The organism is Paraburkholderia sp. Clong3 (genome assembly GCF_050436485.1).
GTDB lineage: Bacteria > Pseudomonadota > Gammaproteobacteria > Burkholderiales > Burkholderiaceae > Paraburkholderia > Paraburkholderia tuberum.
Map to the genome: position 1 here is coordinate 2,797,583 of NZ_JBNDMH010000002.1, position 18,979 is coordinate 2,816,561.

The 18,979-nt window shown below is 63.3% G+C and carries 12 protein-coding genes and 1 pseudogene; 5 read left to right on the forward strand and 8 right to left on the reverse strand.

The window, feature by feature from the left end; translation table 11 throughout:
* Positions 1 to 16: 16 nt before the first annotated feature.
* Positions 17 to 733, reverse strand: a complete 717-nt coding sequence (locus tag OKW30_RS17085; RefSeq protein ID WP_184026264.1) for a copper homeostasis protein CutC — start codon at positions 731 to 733, stop codon at positions 17 to 19.
* Between the two features lie 35 nt (positions 734 to 768).
* On the reverse strand, positions 769 to 2,055 hold the full coding sequence (locus tag OKW30_RS17090; protein ID WP_429347166.1) for a sensor domain-containing phosphodiesterase: 1,287 nt from the start codon (positions 2,053 to 2,055) through the stop codon (positions 769 to 771).
* A gap of 313 nt (positions 2,056 to 2,368) precedes the next feature.
* On the opposite strand from OKW30_RS17090, the gene OKW30_RS17095 reads away from it, so the two are divergent.
* Positions 2,369 to 4,024: a Na+/H+ antiporter gene (locus OKW30_RS17095; RefSeq protein ID WP_429347167.1), complete on the forward strand. Its 1,656-nt coding sequence runs from the start codon at positions 2,369 to 2,371 to the stop codon at positions 4,022 to 4,024.
* Between the two features lie 68 nt (positions 4,025 to 4,092).
* On the opposite strand, the gene OKW30_RS17100 is transcribed toward OKW30_RS17095, so the two are convergent.
* Both OKW30_RS17100 and OKW30_RS17105 read right to left on the reverse strand, forming a co-directional pair.
* Positions 4,093 to 5,400 carry a solute carrier family 23 protein gene (locus OKW30_RS17100; RefSeq protein ID WP_429347168.1) on the reverse strand — a complete coding sequence of 436 codons (1,308 nt, stop codon included), beginning with the start codon at positions 5,398 to 5,400 and terminating at the stop codon, positions 4,093 to 4,095.
* 149 nt (positions 5,401 to 5,549) lie between these two features.
* Positions 5,550 to 7,082 (reverse strand): sensor domain-containing diguanylate cyclase, encoded by a 1,533-nt coding sequence (locus OKW30_RS17105; protein ID WP_429347169.1) that lies wholly within the window; start codon positions 7,080 to 7,082, stop codon positions 5,550 to 5,552.
* Between the two features lie 336 nt (positions 7,083 to 7,418).
* On the opposite strand from OKW30_RS17105, the gene antA reads away from it, so the two are divergent.
* From antA to antC, 3 genes are read left to right on the forward strand one after another with little or no spacing between them, the layout of a single operon-like run.
* A complete protein-coding gene (gene antA, locus OKW30_RS17110) occupies positions 7,419 to 8,810 on the forward strand; it encodes an anthranilate 1,2-dioxygenase large subunit (RefSeq protein ID WP_429347170.1) in 1,392 nt (463 codons plus the stop codon).
* Positions 8,807 to 9,295, forward strand: a complete 489-nt coding sequence (gene antB, locus OKW30_RS17115; protein ID WP_184026235.1) for an anthranilate 1,2-dioxygenase small subunit — start codon at positions 8,807 to 8,809, stop codon at positions 9,293 to 9,295. The genes antA and antB overlap by 4 nt, the downstream gene beginning before the upstream one ends.
* A 15-nt stretch (positions 9,296 to 9,310) precedes the next feature.
* Positions 9,311 to 10,339 carry an anthranilate 1,2-dioxygenase electron transfer component AntC gene (gene antC / locus OKW30_RS17120; protein ID WP_429347171.1) on the forward strand — a complete coding sequence of 343 codons (1,029 nt, stop codon included), beginning with the start codon at positions 9,311 to 9,313 and terminating at the stop codon, positions 10,337 to 10,339.
* Positions 10,340 to 10,345: 6 nt separating this feature from the next.
* Here the strand turns inward: antC and OKW30_RS17125 are convergent, their stop codons facing one another.
* Positions 10,346 to 11,269 carry an AraC family transcriptional regulator gene (locus tag OKW30_RS17125; RefSeq protein ID WP_260336491.1) on the reverse strand — a complete coding sequence of 308 codons (924 nt, stop codon included), beginning with the start codon at positions 11,267 to 11,269 and terminating at the stop codon, positions 10,346 to 10,348.
* Between the two features lie 302 nt (positions 11,270 to 11,571).
* Here OKW30_RS17125 and OKW30_RS17130 point away from each other — a divergent pair.
* A pseudogene (locus OKW30_RS17130) lies at positions 11,572 to 11,992 on the forward strand (methyl-accepting chemotaxis protein); the annotation flags it as partial.
* Between the two features lie 673 nt (positions 11,993 to 12,665).
* Here OKW30_RS17130 and OKW30_RS17135 read toward each other — a convergent pair.
* Genes OKW30_RS17135 through OKW30_RS17145 form a run of 3 tightly spaced genes read right to left on the reverse strand, consistent with a single transcriptional unit; the run spans position 12,666 to position 18,915 of the window.
* On the reverse strand, positions 12,666 to 15,848 hold the full coding sequence (locus tag OKW30_RS17135) for a DEAD/DEAH box helicase (protein ID WP_429347172.1): 3,183 nt from the start codon (positions 15,846 to 15,848) through the stop codon (positions 12,666 to 12,668).
* A complete protein-coding gene (locus OKW30_RS17140) occupies positions 15,845 to 17,695 on the reverse strand; it encodes a hypothetical protein (protein ID WP_429347173.1) in 1,851 nt (616 codons plus the stop codon). The genes OKW30_RS17135 and OKW30_RS17140 overlap by 4 nt, the downstream gene beginning before the upstream one ends.
* The gene (locus OKW30_RS17145) at positions 17,692 to 18,915 is read right to left on the reverse strand and encodes a DUF6361 family protein (RefSeq protein ID WP_429347174.1); all 1,224 of its coding nucleotides are present in this window, start codon (positions 18,913 to 18,915) and stop codon (positions 17,692 to 17,694) included. Before OKW30_RS17145 ends, OKW30_RS17140 begins: the two co-directional genes overlap by 4 nt.
* Positions 18,916 to 18,979 lie beyond the last annotated feature (64 nt).

Sequence of the window (18,979 nt, forward strand, 5' to 3'; positions counted from 1 at the left end):
TGGTTCGTTGCGCTGCTCACCGTTGCATTGCGTCGAGCAGCGCCCTCACCTGCATCACCTTCGCCGGATCGACTGGCGCGAGTCCGTTGCCGTTCACGCGCACGCCGGAGCCGAAATGCACGGCCTCGACGTGCGTTTTGCTTACGAACTCCGCGACCGCATCGACCGTCAGGCCAGCACCGGCGAGCACCGTGCAATGCGAGCCGGCAGCCTGCCGCAGCAATTCGCCGATCGTCGCTTGCGCCCGCAGCACCGACGGCTGTCCGCCCGACGTCAGCACATTCGTCACCGCCTCGAAACCGAGCAATACGTCGAGCGCTTCGCGCAGATCGCGCGCCTCGTCGAACGCGCGATGGAACGTGATCGCGAGTCCATCGGCAGCTTCGCACGCGCGCGCGAGACCTTCGCGGTCGATCGCCCGCTCGGCATCGAGCATGCCGATCACGATGCCGTTCGCGCCGGCCGCCTTGACGGCCCGGATGTCGCGCAGCATCACCGCGTAGTCGTCGGCGTCGTAGACGAATGCGCGGCTATGCGGCCGCACGATCACGTTCACGGGTACGCCGGCTGCCCGGACGCCGACCGCTGAAACCACCGCCTCGATCAACCCCACACTCGGCGTCAGTCCGCCCTCGCCCATCGCGGTCACGAGTTCGAGACGGTCGGCACCGGCCTGCGCGGCAGCGCGCGCATCGGCGACGGTCGTGGCAATCACTTCGAGCAGCACGGACATGAGCGCAACCTGGTGTCGTTGGAAACGACATCATGTCAGATGCGCGCGTCGCGTTCGTCTTCGACCCAGTCGATATCGCCGCACAGCACGCAGGTCTCGCTGCCGACGCGCGTTGCCACCGACAGCGTCACGCACGGCAACGCCTCGTTGATCGACAGATACGGCCGCGTCACGTGCACCCGCTCCGGCGCGTTGATCGCGACGCTGAAGTACGGCCGACGCAACCAGTTCGCGCCCTGCGCGTCAGCGAGCGGCAGAAAGCGCGTTTCGTGCGCCGCGCGATCGGCGCGCAGCACGACGTTGCGGCCGGCTTGGCGCCCCTTCGCGTCGAGCAGAAAACAGCGCGCCACGTGATCGAGCGCGAGGAAATTCCAGCACACCTCGTCGAGCGGCTCACCGGCGGCGAGACGCTCCGCGGCGCGCTCGAACGCGCGCAGATACGGCGCGAGCCGACTCGCGCTGCGCCGCTCGCGTGCCTCGGCCTGCTCACGATAACGCTCGGTGACTTCGCCGATGCAAACCGCCGCGTGGATCGGATCGGCTACACCCGGATTCGGCCGGCCAAAGAAAAAGCCCTGCACGAAGTCGGCATTGCAGGCGAGCGCCATCTGCGCTTCGTGCTCGGTTTCGATGCCCTCGATCAGCACGAGCTTGCCCGCTTCATGCAGCATCGCCACGAGCCCCGGCAGGATCGTCGCCATGTCGGCGCGATGCGCGGCATGCGACAGCATGACGCGGTCGAGCTTCACGATGTCGGGATTCAGTTGCCAGATCCGCTCGATGTTCGAATGGCCGGCGCCGAAATCATCGAGCGCGATCAGGAAGCCGCGCTCGCGAAACTCGCGCACCGCGTCGGCGAGTCGATCGAGATCTTCGGCGCTCTGCTCGAGCACTTCGAGCACGACGCGCCGCGGCGACAGATCGAGCCGCCGCAGATTGGCGAGCAAAGCGGCCGCGAGATACGGGTCGGTCAGCACGCCCGGGTGCACGTTCAGAAACAACCATTCGCGCTCGGCGCCGAGCACCTTGAAGTTCTCCAGATGCAGCGTCTGCGCCAGCCGGTCGATCTGCAGCGCGTCGCCGAGGCGCGCGGCCTCGCCGAACACATCGAGCGGCGACACCGGGCGATCGAGCGCGTCGTGCGCGCGCAGCAAGCCCTCATAGCCGACCGCGCGCAGGTGCGACAGACTGAAAATCGGCTGGAACACGCTGGTAAGCGTCAGTTCGCCGTGCTGGACCGAATAGCGTTGAAGGCCCGAGCTCACCTCGACCTCGAAGCCGTGCGGCATGCTCGCCGCCCTTTCCTGTTGCGCAATCGTCATGCAATCCTCTCACGCGAGAGCCGGCCGGTCCGAACGCGACCGGCAACGAGCTCTCAAAATGTGCGTCATCGTTACCGGTTAAGCAAGGTCCATGCGCACGCTGGCGCACACTGCGCTGTAACTCGGCCGAAACATTGCACCGGCGACAGCGCTCGTGCGCCGCCCGCGGGCGTCGCACGCACCGTTTCGGTGCACCGATTCGCAGGCCGCGTCGCGGCGAAGCTCGCGGCAACTGCGCGCGCCGCCGGGCTACACTCGACCCTGCGCATCGCGCCCTCTCTCGGGACACCCCCTTCATCCCCCGAAACACACGATGGAAATTGTCTTTACCGTCCTGATCCTGCTACTCGCCGTCGCCGCGTCCGGCATGCTGACCCGCGCGCTGCCGTTCAAGCTGCCGCTGCCGCTCGTGCAGATCGCGATCGGCGCGATGCTCGCGTGGCCGCGCCTCGAATTGCACGTCGCGTTCGATCCGGAAATCTTCATGCTGCTGTTCATTCCGCCGCTGCTGTTCGCGGACGGCTGGCGCATCCCGAAGCGCGAGTTCTTCATGGCGCGCCGCGCGATCCTGATGCTCGCGCTAGGCCTCGTGTTCATGACGGTGCTGGTGGTCGGTCACTTCGTGCACGTGCTGGTGCCGCAGATCTCGCTGCCGGTCGCATTCGCGCTCGCCGCCGTGTTGTCGCCGACCGACGCGGTCGCGCTGTCCGGTATCGCCGGCAAGGGCAAGATTCCGGTGCAACTGATGCATATCCTTGAAGGCGAGGCGCTGATGAACGACGCGTCAGGCCTCGTCGCGCTGAAGTTCGCGATCGCCGCCGCGCTGACCGGCGCGTTCTCGCTGCGTGAAGCGTCGGTGAGCTTCGTGATCATCGCGGTGGGCGGCCTCGCGGTCGGCGCGGCGGTGAGCGCGGTGTTCAGCTTCGTGTCCGCGCGCTTCCTGAATCTCACCGAAGAAGGCGATCCCGCGCCGGGCGTCGTGATGACCCTGCTGATCCCGTTCGCCGCCTATCTGACCGCCGAGCGCTTCGAGTTGTCGGGCGTTCTCGCCGCGGTCTCCGCCGGCATGATGATGAACTACGCGAGCATCACGGAAAAATGGCAGGTCGCCTCGCGCGTGCGGGCCTCGAGCACGTGGACGATGATCGAGTTCGTGTTCAACGGCATGGTGTTCATCATGCTCGGCCTGCAGTTTCCGCACATCCTCGGCCGCGCGCTGCTCGTCGCGCACGAAACCAACGACGCGCAGGTCGCGCTGCTGATCGGCTATATCGTTGCGGTGGCGCTCGCGCTGTACGCGATGCGCTTCGCGTGGGTGTGGCTGCTGCGCTGGTTCGCGAGCCGCGGCGCGACGAAGCACGGCGTCGCGAACGCAGTGCCCGGGTTGCGCATGGTGTCGGTGACGACGGTGGCCGGCGTGCGCGGCGCGGTGACGCTCGCGGGCGTGCTGTCGCTGCCGGAGGTGCTGCCGAACGGCACGCCGCTGCCGGGACGCGATCTCGCGATCTTCATCGCGTCGGGCGTGATCCTGCTGTCGCTGGTGGTGGCGGTGGCCGCGTTGCCGCTGCTGCTGCGCGGCTGGCGGCGCGGCAAGGACCCGCATGCCGCCGAGGAAGCACTCGCGCGTACGCTCGCCGCGCAGTCGGCGATTCGCGCGGTCGATCATCTGCACGACACGGAATGCGCGGACCTCGAGGAATCGGCTCAGGCGTATGCGACCGATGTAACCGCACGGGTGATGGACCTGTACCGCCGCCGCCTCGCGACGCTCGACGACGAACAGGCGCCACGCGAACTCGCGCGGCGTGCCGATGCCCTCGAATTCCGCATGAAGCTCGCGGCGATGCGCGCCGAGCGCAAGACGCTGCTCGATCTGCGCGACACCCAGCGCATCAACGACGAGACGCTGTACAAGCTGATGCGCGAGGTGGATCTGTCGGAGACGGCGCTGACCGCGCGCAAAAGGTAGGAGTTGGCTGCCGCATCGGCATCGGCATCGGCACCGGCGCTTGCAATGCCAGTGCCGATAAAAGACGCTCAGGCCACCGGCCCTTGCGTCGGCTTTCTTCTCAGCAGCGCGTACAGGATGATCGCGCCGAACGTCGCGGTGCCGATGCCGCCGAGCCCGAAGCTGCCGAGCTTCAGCGAGAAGTCGCCGGCGCCGAGCACGAGCGTGACGGCCGCGACGATCAGATTGCGGTTGTCGGAGAAGTCGACCTTGTTGACGACCCAGATGCGCGCGCCCGTCACCGCGATCAGCCCGAATACGACGATCGACACACCGCCCAGCACCGGTCCCGGAATCGTCTGGATCACCGCGCCGAACTTCGGCGAGAAGCCGAGCACGAGGGCGATCAACGCGGCGATCACGAACACCAGCGTCGAATAGATCTTCGTGACCGCCATCACGCCGATGTTCTCCGCGTACGTGGTCACGCCGGTACCGCCCGCGAAGCCGGACACGATCGTCGCGAGCGCATCGCCGAGAAACGCGCGGCCGATATAGCGGTCGAGGTTCTGGCCCGTCATCGCGCTGACGGCCTTGATGTGGCCGAGGTTTTCGGCGACGAGGATCACCGCGATCGGCGCGAGCAGCGTCATCGCGTGCGGGTCGAACACCGGCGACATGAAGTGCGGCATGCCGAACCACGCGGCGTTCGCGACGATCGAGAAATCGATCGGCTTGCCCATGCCGAGGCCGTTCGTGACGATCGCGTAAATGACGTAGGCGAGCAGCAGGCCGACCAGGATCAGCAGACGCTGGAGCATGCCGCGCGTGAACACCGCGACCGCGCCGACGCACAGCACCGTGACGAGCGCCATCCACGACTCGAAATTGCTGCCGCTCACGCCATGCACGGCGATCGGCGCGAGGTTCAGACCGATCACGCAGACGATCGCGCCGGTCACGACCGGCGGCATCAGCGTTTCGATCCAGCCCGTGCCGACCGCCGTCACGATCAGGCCGATCACCCCGTACGCGACGCCACACGCGATGATGCCGCCCAACGCGACCGCAATATTCGGGTTCGCGCCGTGTCCGCCGTAGCCGGTCACCGCGATCACGAGGCCGATGAACGCAAAGCTCGAACCGAGATAGCTCGGCACGCGCCCGCCGACGAGCACGAAGAACAGCAGCGTGCCGATCCCCGACATGAAGATGGCCAGGTTCGGATCGAAGCCCATCAGCAGCGGCGCGAGCACGGTCGAGCCGAACATCGCGACGACGTGCTGGACGCCCATCGCGAACATCTGCGGCCACCCGAGCCGTTCGTCGATGCCGACGATGCCGCCTTCGGCGGCGGCAGGCTGGCGGCGCCAGCGGGGGAAATAGGATGCGGCCATCGCGGGGATTCTCCTCAGGGTCGGCGTGGTGTGTGCCGATCACACGCTTTGGCGTGGGTCCGGCAAAAGTTACGCGCGAGTTTACGGAGAGCAATAAGGGCTGGCAAGCGGGCCGACAAGTGGCTCGGGAAACGAGCCCCGGAAGCGCGTCAATTCGCGCGGCGCGGGTCGGGGTCCGGCGTCACCGCGGCGCCGTCCCGCGAGGAGTGGTCCGTCGGCGCGCCGTACAGCATCACCCGATTGCGGCCGGCATCCTTCGCGCGATACAGCGCTTCGTCGGCGGCGTCGACGAGCGCGCGGCTCGTCGCGAGCGCCGCGCCCTGCGCGGTCGCAACGCCTGCGCTCACCGTCAGCACGTGATGCGTGCTGGCCACATGGCGGCATTGCAGCGCCTGCACCGCCGCGCGGATCTGCTCGGCGATCCGCTGCGCGCCCGTCGCGTCGGTGTCCGGCAGCAGCACCGCGAACTCCTCGCCGCCGAAGCGCGCGGCCGTATCGCCCGGACGTCGCGCGTTCTTCGCGATACAGCGCGCGACGCCGATCAGCGCTTCGTCGCCGGCCGAATGGCCGTAAAGGTCGTTGAAGCCCTTGAAGTTGTCGACATCGATCAGCAGCAGCGACAGCGGCCGGCCGGTGCGCTGCGCGCGTCGCCATTCGTCGTTCGCGTGCTGCTCGAAGGTGCGGCGGTTGTTCAGGCCGGTCAGCCCGTCCGTGCGCGCCAGTTCGCGCAACTCTTCCTCGGCCGCGCGGCGCAGACGCAACTGGCGTGAGAACAGGATCGCGAGCGCGATGATCGTCACGTCGAGCGCGCCGATCAGCATGCCGATGATCCACGCGCGCCGCCGCCACTCGACGTAGATGTCGCGCGTCGAGAGCGCGACGTCGAGGATCAGCGGAAAGCCGTCGATATGGCGGAACGCATACCAGCGCTCGACGCGATCGATCGCCGCCGTGCCGAAGAAGTCGTCGCTCGGCCCCTTGATGAAGCGCGAGAAGTTGGCCGTGCCGGTCAGGTTGATGCCGATCGTTTTCGAATCGTAAGGACGGCGCATCAACATCGTGCCGTCGCTGAGCATCAATGCCATCGAGCCGCTCGGCCCGAGCTTCATGCCGTCGAACAGGCGATGGAAATACGTGAGGCGCAGCGTGCCGACCACCACGCCGCCGAAGCTGCCGTCCGGCCTCGCGATGCGCCGGCTCAGCGCGATGCGCAGGTCGTCGTCGGTGCCGCTCGGGCTGAACGGATGGCTGATGTACAGGCCGACATCGGGTGAAGCGCGCTGCGCCTTGAAGTAGTCGCGGTCCGCATGGTTACTTGCGCGCGGCGGCCACGCGCGCGAATCGAAGCGCACGTTGCCGTTCTCGTCGAGCACGAATACCGAGCCCATGTACTTTGCGCTGATCGAGCCGTCGAACAGCACCATCTGGCGGATCTCCGGCGGCAGATCGAGCACGCCCGGCTGCTTCAGTCCGTCGATCGCCGCGCGCAGCGACAGGTCGTAGATCTCGAGATTGCGCGACACGTCGCGCTGGACCAGCAGGGATATGTTGGCGACGGAGTCCTGCGCGCGCCGCAACGCATCTTCGCGCATCTGTGCGAGCAGCGACACGGCGATCGCGAGGATCGCGCCAGCCAGCAAGACACTGATCGCAATCACGTTGTTCGGTCGGCGCGTCACCATGCGTTTTTGGTTCTGACATGCGCTGAACGTCGCGCGTGAAGAAGCGGCCGCGTCTCGGCAATCACCGTCAAAAACGCGACCTACGAAAAACGTTAGCGTAGCAGACATGGCGTACAGGCAAACGTTTGTGTAGCCGGGTTTTTGCCCGCATGCGCCAGAACGGCACGCCAGAAGTTCCGTCCGGCGGGGGGTTTGCGCCCGATCGCCAGATTATCCAGGCGCCGTCCAATTATTCGGATAGCAAATGCGAATTGGCTGGATAGTTGGCCTCGCCACTTGAGTATTCAATCGAGCCTGTCACGTTCAAACGATTGAACACAAGGAGAGCGACACATCATGAGCGAGAAGCGCAGCGCCTCGGAATGGCGCGAATTCGTCAGCGGCTGTCTGGACTTCCGCCCCGCGGAAGGCGTGTACCGGATTGCCCGCGAAATGTTCACGGAGCCCGAGCTGTTCTCGCTCGAGATGGAGCACATCTTCGAGAAGGCCTGGATCTATGCGTGCCACGAAAGCGAGATCCCCAACAAGAACGATTTCCTGACGATGCGCGCGGGCCGCCAGCCGCTGATCATCTCGCGCGACGGCGCCGGCAACCTGAACGCGATGATCAACGCGTGCCAGCACCGCGGCGCGACGCTCACGCGTATGACCAAGGGCAACCAGTCGACCTTCACGTGCCCGTTCCATGCCTGGTGCTACAAGAACGACGGCCGGCTCGTGAAGGTGAAGGCGCCGGGCGAATATTGCGACGACTTCGACAAGTCGGTGCGCGGGCTGAAGAAAGCGCGCATCGCGAGCTACAAGGGCTTCGTGTTCGTGAGCCTCGACGTCGACGGCATCGACACGCTCGAAGACTATCTCGGCGACGCGCGCATCTTCTTCGACATGATGGTCGCGCAGTCGCCGACCGGCGAGCTCGAAGTGCTGCCCGGCAAGTCGACCTACACGTTCGACGGCAACTGGAAGCTGCAGAACGAGAACGGTCTCGACGGCTATCACGTGAGCACCGTGCACTACAACTACGTGGCGACCGTGCAGCACCGCATCGAGGCGAATGCGAAGAAAGGGGATAACCCCGGCGGCACGCTCGACTACAGCAAGCTCGGCGCCGGCGACAGCGAAACCGACGACGGCTGGTTCGCGTTCAGGAATGGCCACAGCGTCCTCTTCAGCGACATGCCGAATCCGCAAGTGCGTCCCGGCTACGAGAGCGTGATGCCGCGGCTCGTCGAAGCCTATGGCCAGGACAAGGCCGAATGGATGATGCACCGGCTGCGCAATCTGAATGTCTACCCGAGCCTGTTCTTCATGGACCAGATCAGTTCGCAGCTGCGCATCGTGCGGCCGGTCGCGTGGAACAAGACCGAGGTCCTCAGCCAGTGCATCGGCGTGAAGGGCGAGTCGGCGAAGGATCGCGAGAACCGCATCCGTCAGTTCGAAGACTTCTTCAACGTGTCCGGCATGGGCACGCCCGACGACCTCGTCGAGTTCCGCGAGCAGCAGCGCGGCTTCCAGGCGCGCCTCGAACGCTGGAGCGACATCTCGCGCGGGCATCACAAGTGGGTCAGCGGCGCGACCGCGAACACCACGCTGCTCGGCATCGAGCCGAATCTGACCGGCACCGAGCTGACCCACGAAGGGCTTTACGTGAACCAGCACGGCACCTGGCGCGACACGATCCTCAAGGGTCTCGACAAATCCATCGAATCGCAGGGAGAGCAGGCATGAGCCAACTCCAACACTCCGTCGAGCAGTTTCTGTATCTGAAGGCCGATCTGTGCGACAAGCAGCAATGGGACGAATACCTCGATCTGTTCGATCCGCAGAGCGTGTTCCATGTGCCGCAGTGGGATTCCGAGCACGTGTACACGACCGATCCGAAGCAGGGCATGTCGCTGATTTACTACTCGGATCGCGCCGGTCTCGAAGACCGCGTGTTCCGGCTGCGCACCGGCAAGTCGGCCGCGTCGACGCCGCTGCCGCGCACGATGCATCAGATCAGCAACGTGCGACTGAGCGAGCGCGAAGATTCGAGCGTCGAAGCGAACGTGAACTGGTCGACGCTGTACACGCGTCACGGCTCGACCGACTACTTCTACGGCCGCGCGGTGTACGACCTGCAAGCGTCGGGCGATAGCTGGAAGATCAAGCGCAAGCACGTGCTGCTGCTGAACGACCACATCAACGCGGTGCTGGATTTCTACCATCTGTGAACCGGGAGCACGACGATGAAACATAAAGTCGCGTTGAGCTTTGCCGATGGCAAAACCGCGTTCTTCGATGTGAGCCCGAACGAGCTGCTGCTTGACGCGGCGCTGAAGAACGGCGTGAACATTCCGCTCGACTGCCGCGAAGGCGTGTGCGGCACCTGCCAGGGGCGCTGCGAATCGGGCGACTACACGCTCGATTACGTCGACGAGGAAACGCTCAGCGAAGAGGACCTCGCGCAGCGCAAGATCCTCTCGTGCCAGACGCGCGTGAAGTCGGATGCGTCGTTCTATTTCGACTTCGACTCGACGCTGTGCGAAGGCGCCGGCACGAGCACCGTGTGCGCGAGCGTGGTCGGCGTCGAGCTGGTCTCGGCGACGACCGCGATTTTGCGAGTCGATGCGAGCGCGCATGAGCGTCAGCTCGATTTTCTGCCGGGCCAGTATGCGCGCGTGAAGGTGCCCGGCACCGAAGAATGGCGTTCGTACTCGTTCGCGAATCATCCGAACGCGCGCAACGAGTTGCAATTCCTGATCCGTCTGCTGCCCGACGGCATGATGAGCAACTATCTGCGCGAACGTTGCAAAGCCGGTGATACGGTCGAGTTCGAGGCGCCGCTCGGCGCGTTCTATCTGCGCCAGGTCGAGCGTCCGCTCGTGATGGTGGCGGGCGGCACGGGACTCTCCGCGTTCCTCGGCATGCTCGACGACATTTCGGCGAAACGCAATGTCGCGCATCCGGTGCATCTGTACTACGGCGTCACGAATGCAGCCGATCTGTGCGAGACCGGGCGCATCAACGGCTACAAGGCGAGCATCGAAGGATTCGCGGTCGAGACCGTCGTGATGAATCCGGCGCCGGGATGGTCGGGCAAGACCGGGCTGATTCCCGAGCATTTCGACCGCTCGTTCCTCGAATCGAATGGCTTCGACATGTACGTGTGCGGACCGCCGCCGATGGTCGAAGCGATCAAGACCTGGCTCACCGAACAGGGTATTCAGGATTACCGGCTGTTTTACGAGAAGTTCGGCGAAAGCAACGCGCGATAGGACGTTCTAACGCCGCGCCGCGCGCTTCAGCGTCTCGGACGGCGACTCGCCGAACAACGCCTTGTACTCGGTCGAGAAACGGCCGAGATGCGACATCCCCCAGCCCAGCGCCACCGACGAAATATTGCGCACCGAGCGGTCGTCGAGAATATCGCGCCGCGCCGATTCGAGCCGGTAGCGTTTCAGATACGCGATCGGCGCGCAGCCAAAATATTGACGGAAGCCGTCGAACAGCTTGAAGCGCGACACACCCGACGCGCGCTCGATGTCTTCGAGCGTGATCGGCTCGCGCGCGTTGTCGTGAATGAACTGGCGCGCGCGGGTCAGATAATGCGGTGGCGTCGGCGCGGTCGCGTTGGCCAGCTGTTCCGAATAGTTATGCGGCTGTGACAGCAGAAGCCCCTTCAGCAACGTCAGTTCGAACTCGCTGGACATGTAAAGCTGCCCCAGCGATGGTCCCGAGCGCTCCATCTCGCCGGCCAGGAACTTGACCATGCGCCACCACGATGCTTGATCGCCGGTGGCTGCGTCCATGTCAGGCTGGAACACGAGCGGCGCTTCGATGGGGCGTTGCAGCATCGTCTGCAGCACCTGTTGGAGCGCGGAGCGCGGAATCGCGACGTGCAGCTTGCGGCAATTACCGGTGATCGCGAGATCTTGCGATTCCTGCGGACTGACGATCAGACCGCAATCCTGATCTGACAACCACCTCTTGCCGTGTGCTGCGAGCTCCTGTTGACCGACCATCGGCAGGCTCACGCTGTAGCAGTTCAGCGGACTGCTCTCGCTCACCGCGACTGTCACGTCGGTGCCGTATTCGACGTAGCCTATCGTCGTCGCCATCGAACGAAGTACGGTGCCGGACTGGTGGAAGCGCAAGCGCTCCGGGTGACTGACCTGGAGGCCGTGGGGGCCGCAGATGGACGCCATCCAGTTGCGTGCGCCGTCTAGGTCGCTTAAGGCGGCGCGGAGGTCGCGGTTGTTGGGGTCCGGTGTTGACATACGTGGAGACGAGCTATTGAGGTGCGTGCCCCGAGGGGAGACAGTCCATCAGGGCGCAGAACGGGGACATGATGGGTTTGGCTAAGCCTACCTCAACCGTGACCGCTCCGGGTGGACGAATAAAACATTGTCCTCAGGTAAAGCACCGCTGTGCTGGCATGGAGAATTGCTGCCATATGGAAAAGAGACCGAAATTCAAACGAAAGGCGATGCATTCATCACGCATTTTAAATACGCGCAAATCCGTGCAAGCTTCTAATTTTTCGGTCATTGCGTTGTCTGTTGCACAGAAGGGCAGCGCGGTGGCCGGCCCTAGGTCGTCAACACGACGCGGCACATCATCGACAGATCGACGAAGATCGCGGACATCACAGCGATCATCGAGGCGCTGCGTTTCAGACCAACATTCTCGCGCTGACCGCGGTCGTCGAAACGGCGCGCGCCCGCGAGCAGGGGCGCAGCTTCGCGGTGGTCGCGAGCGAGGTGCGCAGCCTCGCGCAACGCTCGTCGAGCGCGGTCAAGGAGATCAAGGACCCGATCGCGACGTCGGTCGACCGGATCCGCGACGGCTCGGCGCTCGCTGGCGAAGCGGGGAGGACGATGAACGAGGTCATGCACGCCGTCGCACGCGCGACGGACTTGATCGCAGAGGGGTGGGATAAGTTCTGACCGGAGCTTTTTCGCCTGCGCGTCGCGCCTGCTGTTCTCGAAGGCACGGCGTGCGGTCAACTCGTGCATCGGGGGCAATGACGATGTGCGTTTGTCGATGTAGAAAAACAAAAACCGGCGGGAGGCCGGCTTTTGTTGAGAGGAGGGCTCCTGAACTGTTGCGAAAACACCAAAATAATGGTGTTGATATTCGCATGACGACTTTTCAGCGTGCCCCAATGCATGCCCCGAAACCGGTGCGGCTGCAAATCCGGCCTTAGAATCCGACCACAGCAATTGCAACAGAACCGTGGTATGTCACCACAACTTCACGAGGCATTGCCAAATTCGGGCGGCGCCACTGCCCGTTTTTGAAAGAACGCAGGTCAGAATTGCACATGCATCCCCTAGGGTGCGATGCTGACGGCCACGCCCGGCAAAAAACAGCCTCCAGTCCCGCTCAGTTCCGCGTAATCCTGATGTTCTGCACTTGCCAGCCTTTAGGAGCGCCCCCCAATCATGCCGTCGAGCAAACGCAAGGCCAGTCGTCTGTACGATTGGCTTAGGCAAATAGAACTCGATACGCCCGCTTCGCCTATCTAATACCTACATGCACATGCGCCTATCGCAGCCTCGCTACCGCTGAAGGAACCCATGTGGGACATTCATCACGTTCTTAGTCAGTTGGGTTATGTCGATCGGATCGAGTGGACGATGGCTCGGCATCCCGCCTCTCGGACACTGGCCCTGCGACGAACATATCTTCCTCCGACTCTAAAGGAACAGCCACAACAGACCCATGACAATTCGCCCGAGTTGAGTGGGCGACGCTCGTCATTTGCCGCAGCCCCATCGCGGAAAGATCAAGTACGAGGGGTTGCAATATTTTGCAAGTCGCCTCCCCGCCGCGGGACAACACTTCGATGAAGTCCTCCTGATTTGGCTGCCCGAGAGCCAGACGATAAATCATGCGCTGCTCTCGAAGTTGGGCGAAACGCGCAATATCTCGCCCAAAAGGGCGCTCAAAAACATGGCGGCGGATTTCGGCGCCGTCCAGCACCCACCAAGGGCGCAGGCCGCTTGCATCAACCGAACGTTCCGCATGCCTCTGTACGCAGTGCCAAGGGGAGCCGTTGGCTATTTCCGGATCGTTCCACACCTCGTGCCGCAACACCGTCGAAAGCCGCCGCCTGACGGCCAGCCCCGCATAACGCTGGACTCGACCTTCGCGCTGCTCGAGATCAAGCGGATTGGACGAAAGATCCCAATGAACCACGTGCGAGCACCAAGGGTGGAAATCGAGGCCTTCTTGCCCAACGGACGTCGTCGCCAGGACGTGCGGCCAGAAGGGCGTGTTGAAGCTCTGGCGAACTTCATCGGGACGAGCCTGAGTGACATGGGCAACACCCCCTTCCATTTTGACCACCGGCTCGGTCTGAGCGTCGCCGAACGGCACAGCGGCATGGCAACGTACAGGGATTTTGTGTGGCGCCCCGCCGATTCCATGAAAACTGAAGCTGCCCGCGCGTAGACCGAGCGACGATTGCAGATCCTTTGCGAGCTCCGCCACGCCCCCTTGAAGATTCTGCGCGCGAAGCCAGAAATGCTCGTCAAGAACGCTTTCGAAGCCACCATCGACGACGGCACTCATGAGTTGCTCAACCGCATTCTTCCCAGGTAACGACGACAGAAACACCGGATTGTCGAGATACGCGCGCAACCCCTGCCAACTTAGTTGAACCAGTTCAAGGTAGCGCGCTGCGTCAAGAATCGTCGGGTCATGCCGCAGCAGAGCCCGCCCGAGTGCAACGCCTGGTGCCCCAATCGCATAGTCCACGAGGTCCGAAAGCTCGACAGGAGAGAGCCCGTCTATCGGCTGTGCCTGCCGCCATTTTCGGACCGCGGACTGCGCGGCACGATCATCACCGATCGCGCTGCTCCAGCCTTCTGCGGACTTGTCCGCGACACCAGCAATGCATTCAATTGACGCTAAGATCCGTGCAATTGATCTGTGCCGTCGCCGGGCCTTCACGGTATTCCGTTCAACGATGCCTTTAGGTAGAGCGGCGAGGATCTGCCGCCGGACCTCTTTGCGAACGGCGCTGAGCGGCGCCCCGCCTTTTGCGAGTGGGTCTGTGTTACGGATTAACCAAGGCGAAGGATGGAACGCCACCATCACAGGTCCAGGTATGGCCACCAGTTTGAAGCGTCGGCGCGCATAGGCTTTTTCGTAACCGCCGTGCTGTCTGGGGAGACAGTGGGCCTCGACGCCAAAACTGAGAAGCGCGGCGACGCTCGGCGGCGTTGCGCGGAAACGACTGAACATCAGCAACTTGGGGTCGGTCGCTGCGTTCTTCCAACCTCCGCTTAACGGCCACCAGGGAAGCGATGGAGCAACCCACGGAAGCGACAACAGCTTCGGCGGAGCCACGCTGCTTAGCGCCCGAAGCTTTGCATCTGGCCAATCCGTTGGCGCATTGAGCTTGTCGCGACGTTCTCGTGTCATCCGTGTGAGCTTCGGCGCAGCCTTGATCTTGGCGCGTTTCCAGGCCGCATAACGAGGGCCAAGAGATTGTGCTGGCAACGGAACTGACGACCAATACGGCAACGCCTCATAGCGCAGCTGCTCAGTGAAACTGTCTGCCAGATGCCGGTACACCTGAAAGTCCTCAGGCAACGGATCCGCATAAAGAAATTTGGTTCCGGCAAGTGGGTCCGCCGATGCTACGCTGTCTCGCTCAGTTCGCGACATCACCGGCGTCAACAGGATGCGCAGCTCATCTCTGAGCCGCCCGGCTTCGGCCACCTCATCCTTCAGCTCTGGATGGTTCGCATCAGTATGCGCGGCGATGTCACGCAGCTTATCGCCGAAATTTGAAAAGAGCGTCTTCGCGCGATCACGCACATCGGAACCGGCAAGAAACTCGATCAACTTCAGAAGCTCTGTGTGAGCGAGGGCGCCGCGTGCCTCCTCCCATCGTGTTGTTAGATGCGGATAGGGTGTTGCACTGAGCAGTAGAATCGCCGGCGGTGTGGCCGAGCCTTGAGGTTCCAGAAGAGCCCTTAGAAGCGGATCAGCGTCTCTCTCATCCAGAAGCTGTCGGTAACGCTGAAACTCGTCGAGAATGACGAGATCAGGTGGTTCTTGGCGCAGCGTCGCCAGTGCCAAGGCACGTCGGAGACGCCCGACAAAGATTGTGGGCTTGAGAGGCTTGACGTTCCGCTCCGCGTCACCGAGCACCGCCAGATCGAGCATCGCGCGCACCGGTTCGCCGAACTCAGCGGCCAACGCTTCACGAAACCGTCGCCGCAGACTCGGTGGTGAAGCCGTGAGCTTCGTTTCTGCGTCCGCGACAGCCCAATCCCACGACCCGCGCGCGCTAAGCCGCAACACGTTGGGGTCAAGATCGCGGGCGAAAGCGTGATAGGTTTGCTCGAGCAAGACCTTCAGGAACGCACGCTCTTCCTTGCGCCCTCCTGTCAGACGTGCCTGCGCGCCCGGAAAGGAGGTCGCGGGAGTCAACGCGTAGATGAGCACCGGGTTGTCCGGTCTCTTTGCGACCGCAATCAGTGAAAGTCTATCTGGTGTGGCAATTGCTGCCTTGCGTTGTGAACCATCAAGGAAACCTACAACACGGACCTTGTTCTGGTGCGAAACCGCGTGACCATTGGCGACGTAGTAGATCACCAAGGGCCGGTGCCCATCATCAGACATGCGCCGCGCCAGCTCCTTCGCCACGACCGTCTTCCCCAGTCCAACTTCGTCGGCTACCAAAAAACGTCGACGACCAGTCGGGTTGGCAAAGGCGGCGCACGCCGCGTTGACGGCAGCCTCCTGGAACGGTTTGGGCGCGCTCATCGGGGCTTGCCCTTACGTTCGGCGACGCCAAGTCCGCTACGGAGCTTGTGCCATAGATCATCGAAGCTCCTCAGCATATCCGCCGTTTGCGGCTCTTCCTTCCTAGCCTGCTCAAGCACGGCGGGCAAATATTGAGAGACCCGGCGGTCAATCTCGCGAAATTTCTCCGGTCCGCGCGCCCATGCAGCCAACATCTCTTCCAGCGTCGGCAGCGAGGAATCAAGCACCGAATTCATCCCCGATTCCGCCCGTTCCCGCGGCTCTTCATTCATCCAGTCACCCTCGGCCTCGCGGTCGTCATCGGCCAGCAATCCAGCTAGCCAGATCAAGAATCCTCTGGCACCAAGGAAGCGCACGAACGCGGCGCGGTCGCGATCCTCTCCGAATGGCGGATCCGATGGGGCTCGCTGCAGCCATGCGAGACTTTTGCCCCGACGGCTGATGCGTAGGTGCACGAACTCGCTTCGCTCCGCAGGAGCCACCGGTCCTAGATCCATGACGACTTGCTGCGCCGGCCAGATTGCTAGCTCGCTGTTAAGCGCGCCCACTTCCAGCACGATGTCTGACTCATCGGGATGTGGCCCACCTCGATGGAGATCGGAACGATGGGTTAGGCGCATGCGACCATCGTCGACAGTGAGCTTCGCCGCCCATCGCGCCGCAACCTGGGCACGTGCCCTTTCAAGCGCCTCTTCTTCCTGCGCTGCCGCGTCGGGCAAATGCTCGCTGCTGGGCGCATCGACCAGCCGGGCAGAACCGAGAAGCGCTCTCAGTCCTTTCTCGACCGCTTCGGTGACTAGCAATTCGGCCGTTACCTCGACATTGCGCCCGGTCCAAGCTCGCATGGTCGCGTTCGCGCTTCCGAGCCAGAGCCGCCGCGTCTGCCCTGATCGCATGTACAGAAGCTTCGCATGAAGACCACGGCCAACCTCTTCTTCCGCGTCATCGGCCAAGTCGTTGTCCGGCGCCGACGCTAAATGCTGCGGATCCGGCCCAGGATCGCCTACTGGATAATCAGGCGCATCCAACGCGAGCAGCTGGAACGCGGCCAATGGCGGACCAATCCGTTCGATTTCGCGCATCGTGGTCAGCAAAATTCGCTGCGCAGGCTTCTCTCCCCCCGCTACCTGCAGGGCAAGAAACTTGTTGTCGATGAAGGGGCTCACCACCGCGACTTCGTCCGTTCCCGCTGGTGGGACGGGGATCTGTTGGTCTCCGGTTCCTGCCGACCAACGAATCCGTTCGACACGCACGCCCGCTGGCGTCCGCCAAGCCACTTTCGCAATGGTCGCTGCTAGTGCAGCAGAGCGCTGTGCCTTGAGCGCGGCCCGGTCAGCCAACGCTCGCGCCAGATCATCCGCACCTGGAATTGGAACGCCGCCTTTCTCCCCGGAAATGAGCAAAAGCCCGATGTCACGATTCACGCATTCGGTGAGATTTCGACTCCCTATCCAAAGACGCCAGCCGATCTCGCCGTCCGCGCTGCGCGTTCGAACGAGCGCTGCCTTGGGATGCCAGCTGTGGATCGCCTCATCAAAATCGACTTCTCGAACGAACTGGTCCAGTACCGCCGCGATCCGAGGCGTCCTGCGCATTTTCGCAAGGCGGCCTCGCTGGATGATTATGCGTACCTTCCCGCGTAGGCGCTCGATAGCATCGGCGAAATCAGACGGGCTGCCGCGGCCCGCATCAGAGTCTTTCCCCGCCAGAGCGAGCAAGGTCGCGCCAATCGATCCCAGGTCCGCCGAATAGGATGACAGCAAAGCCAGTTCGACGCTTTCATCGGGACCCGGGCGTAGGCCCTCGAGGAACGAGAGCGCCGGCCAGCTATTGACCGCCCCGCTCATTCCGCGCCCGCCAAATCGTTGAGGAGCGTGCTGACCTGCCCCCATCTATAGTGGAGCGGCCCTGCGAGACCGTGCTCGTCCGTCGACCATTCGAGACGCCGGGTGCGTCCATTGGGCGTCAAGGGGAGCCGAGCGCGCGGCCCCTTGCGCTCTTCAGCCGCAGTATAGACATCGCGAAGCGTGACCTCGTCAAGCGACTTCGACGCGATCCAATTCTTCGTGGCTATCAGGACAGCACGCAATTTGGGAGGCAGTACACCGACGTCCGCCTCAAGCGCATCGACATTAAGCTTGACCGCGACAGCCCCATGTTCCTCGACTACATCGGTAAGGTGATCGCGATGTCGCGTTGATGTTTCCCGCCTATCGTCGACCTCGACGATACGTTCCAGGAGCGAGTCGTAAACGGCACGCCCCACAGCGGCCAGACTTGCTACTTGTTGGGCGTGCACAAGCGACTCCTGGTCGGGGCCCGCTATTGCGCGAGTCTCGTCGGCCCACATTTCTGACGGGGCTGCAGCCTCGGTACGGACCAACCGTGCGAGCAGGGAAAGCTCATGGCCGCCGTTACTGCGCAATTGGGAAAGCCGTTCGCGGAGAAACGCCGCCTCCGCAATCGCCAGCCGGAGAGTGAGCGGTCCGGCGTGCCAGCTATCCGGTCGAGCGGGGAGAGGCACAAACGGCGGGTCGAAACTGAGAAGCTGCTGTCCATCGTCATCAGTTGCCGCACCCGCGCTCTTCAGTTGCCGATGCGCTTGCGCTCGCGAAATCGCTCGCCCGTCAAGGCGCGGACGCAATATCCCCCACACCGCGAGCGCATTCCAATACACGGTCGACGGCGGCTGGCTCGATGTTTTGGGGAAGACGCGCCCTCCAATCACCTGGGATTCGCCTGCGTCTCTGAACCGGCCAGCAAGCTGCCTTTCGCGTTCGCGCAGAGCGCGCGTAGCTACCGGTCCCGTCAAACCTGCCAGATCCTCGAACAGCCAAGGCACGATGACTGCATAGCGGGCACGAGTGTGCAGCACTGATGTGCCGGGAAAAAAGCGATCGGCGTAACGCTGGTGGATCGTCAGAAAGCCGATCTCATCACGCACGCCCATGGACTCTTCGTCCATCTGCGCCTTCGCACGGGCCAGCGCGTCGCGCGACAGGTAGGTCCATCCCAACGCGGGCTCGATTGGCGGGTTCCGTCGGGACGATTTCGCGAGTTGGCGCAAGCTCTCAGCTCCACACGTATGACAAGGGCAACAGGTCACGTAAACTTATATGCTCAAGGAGTTG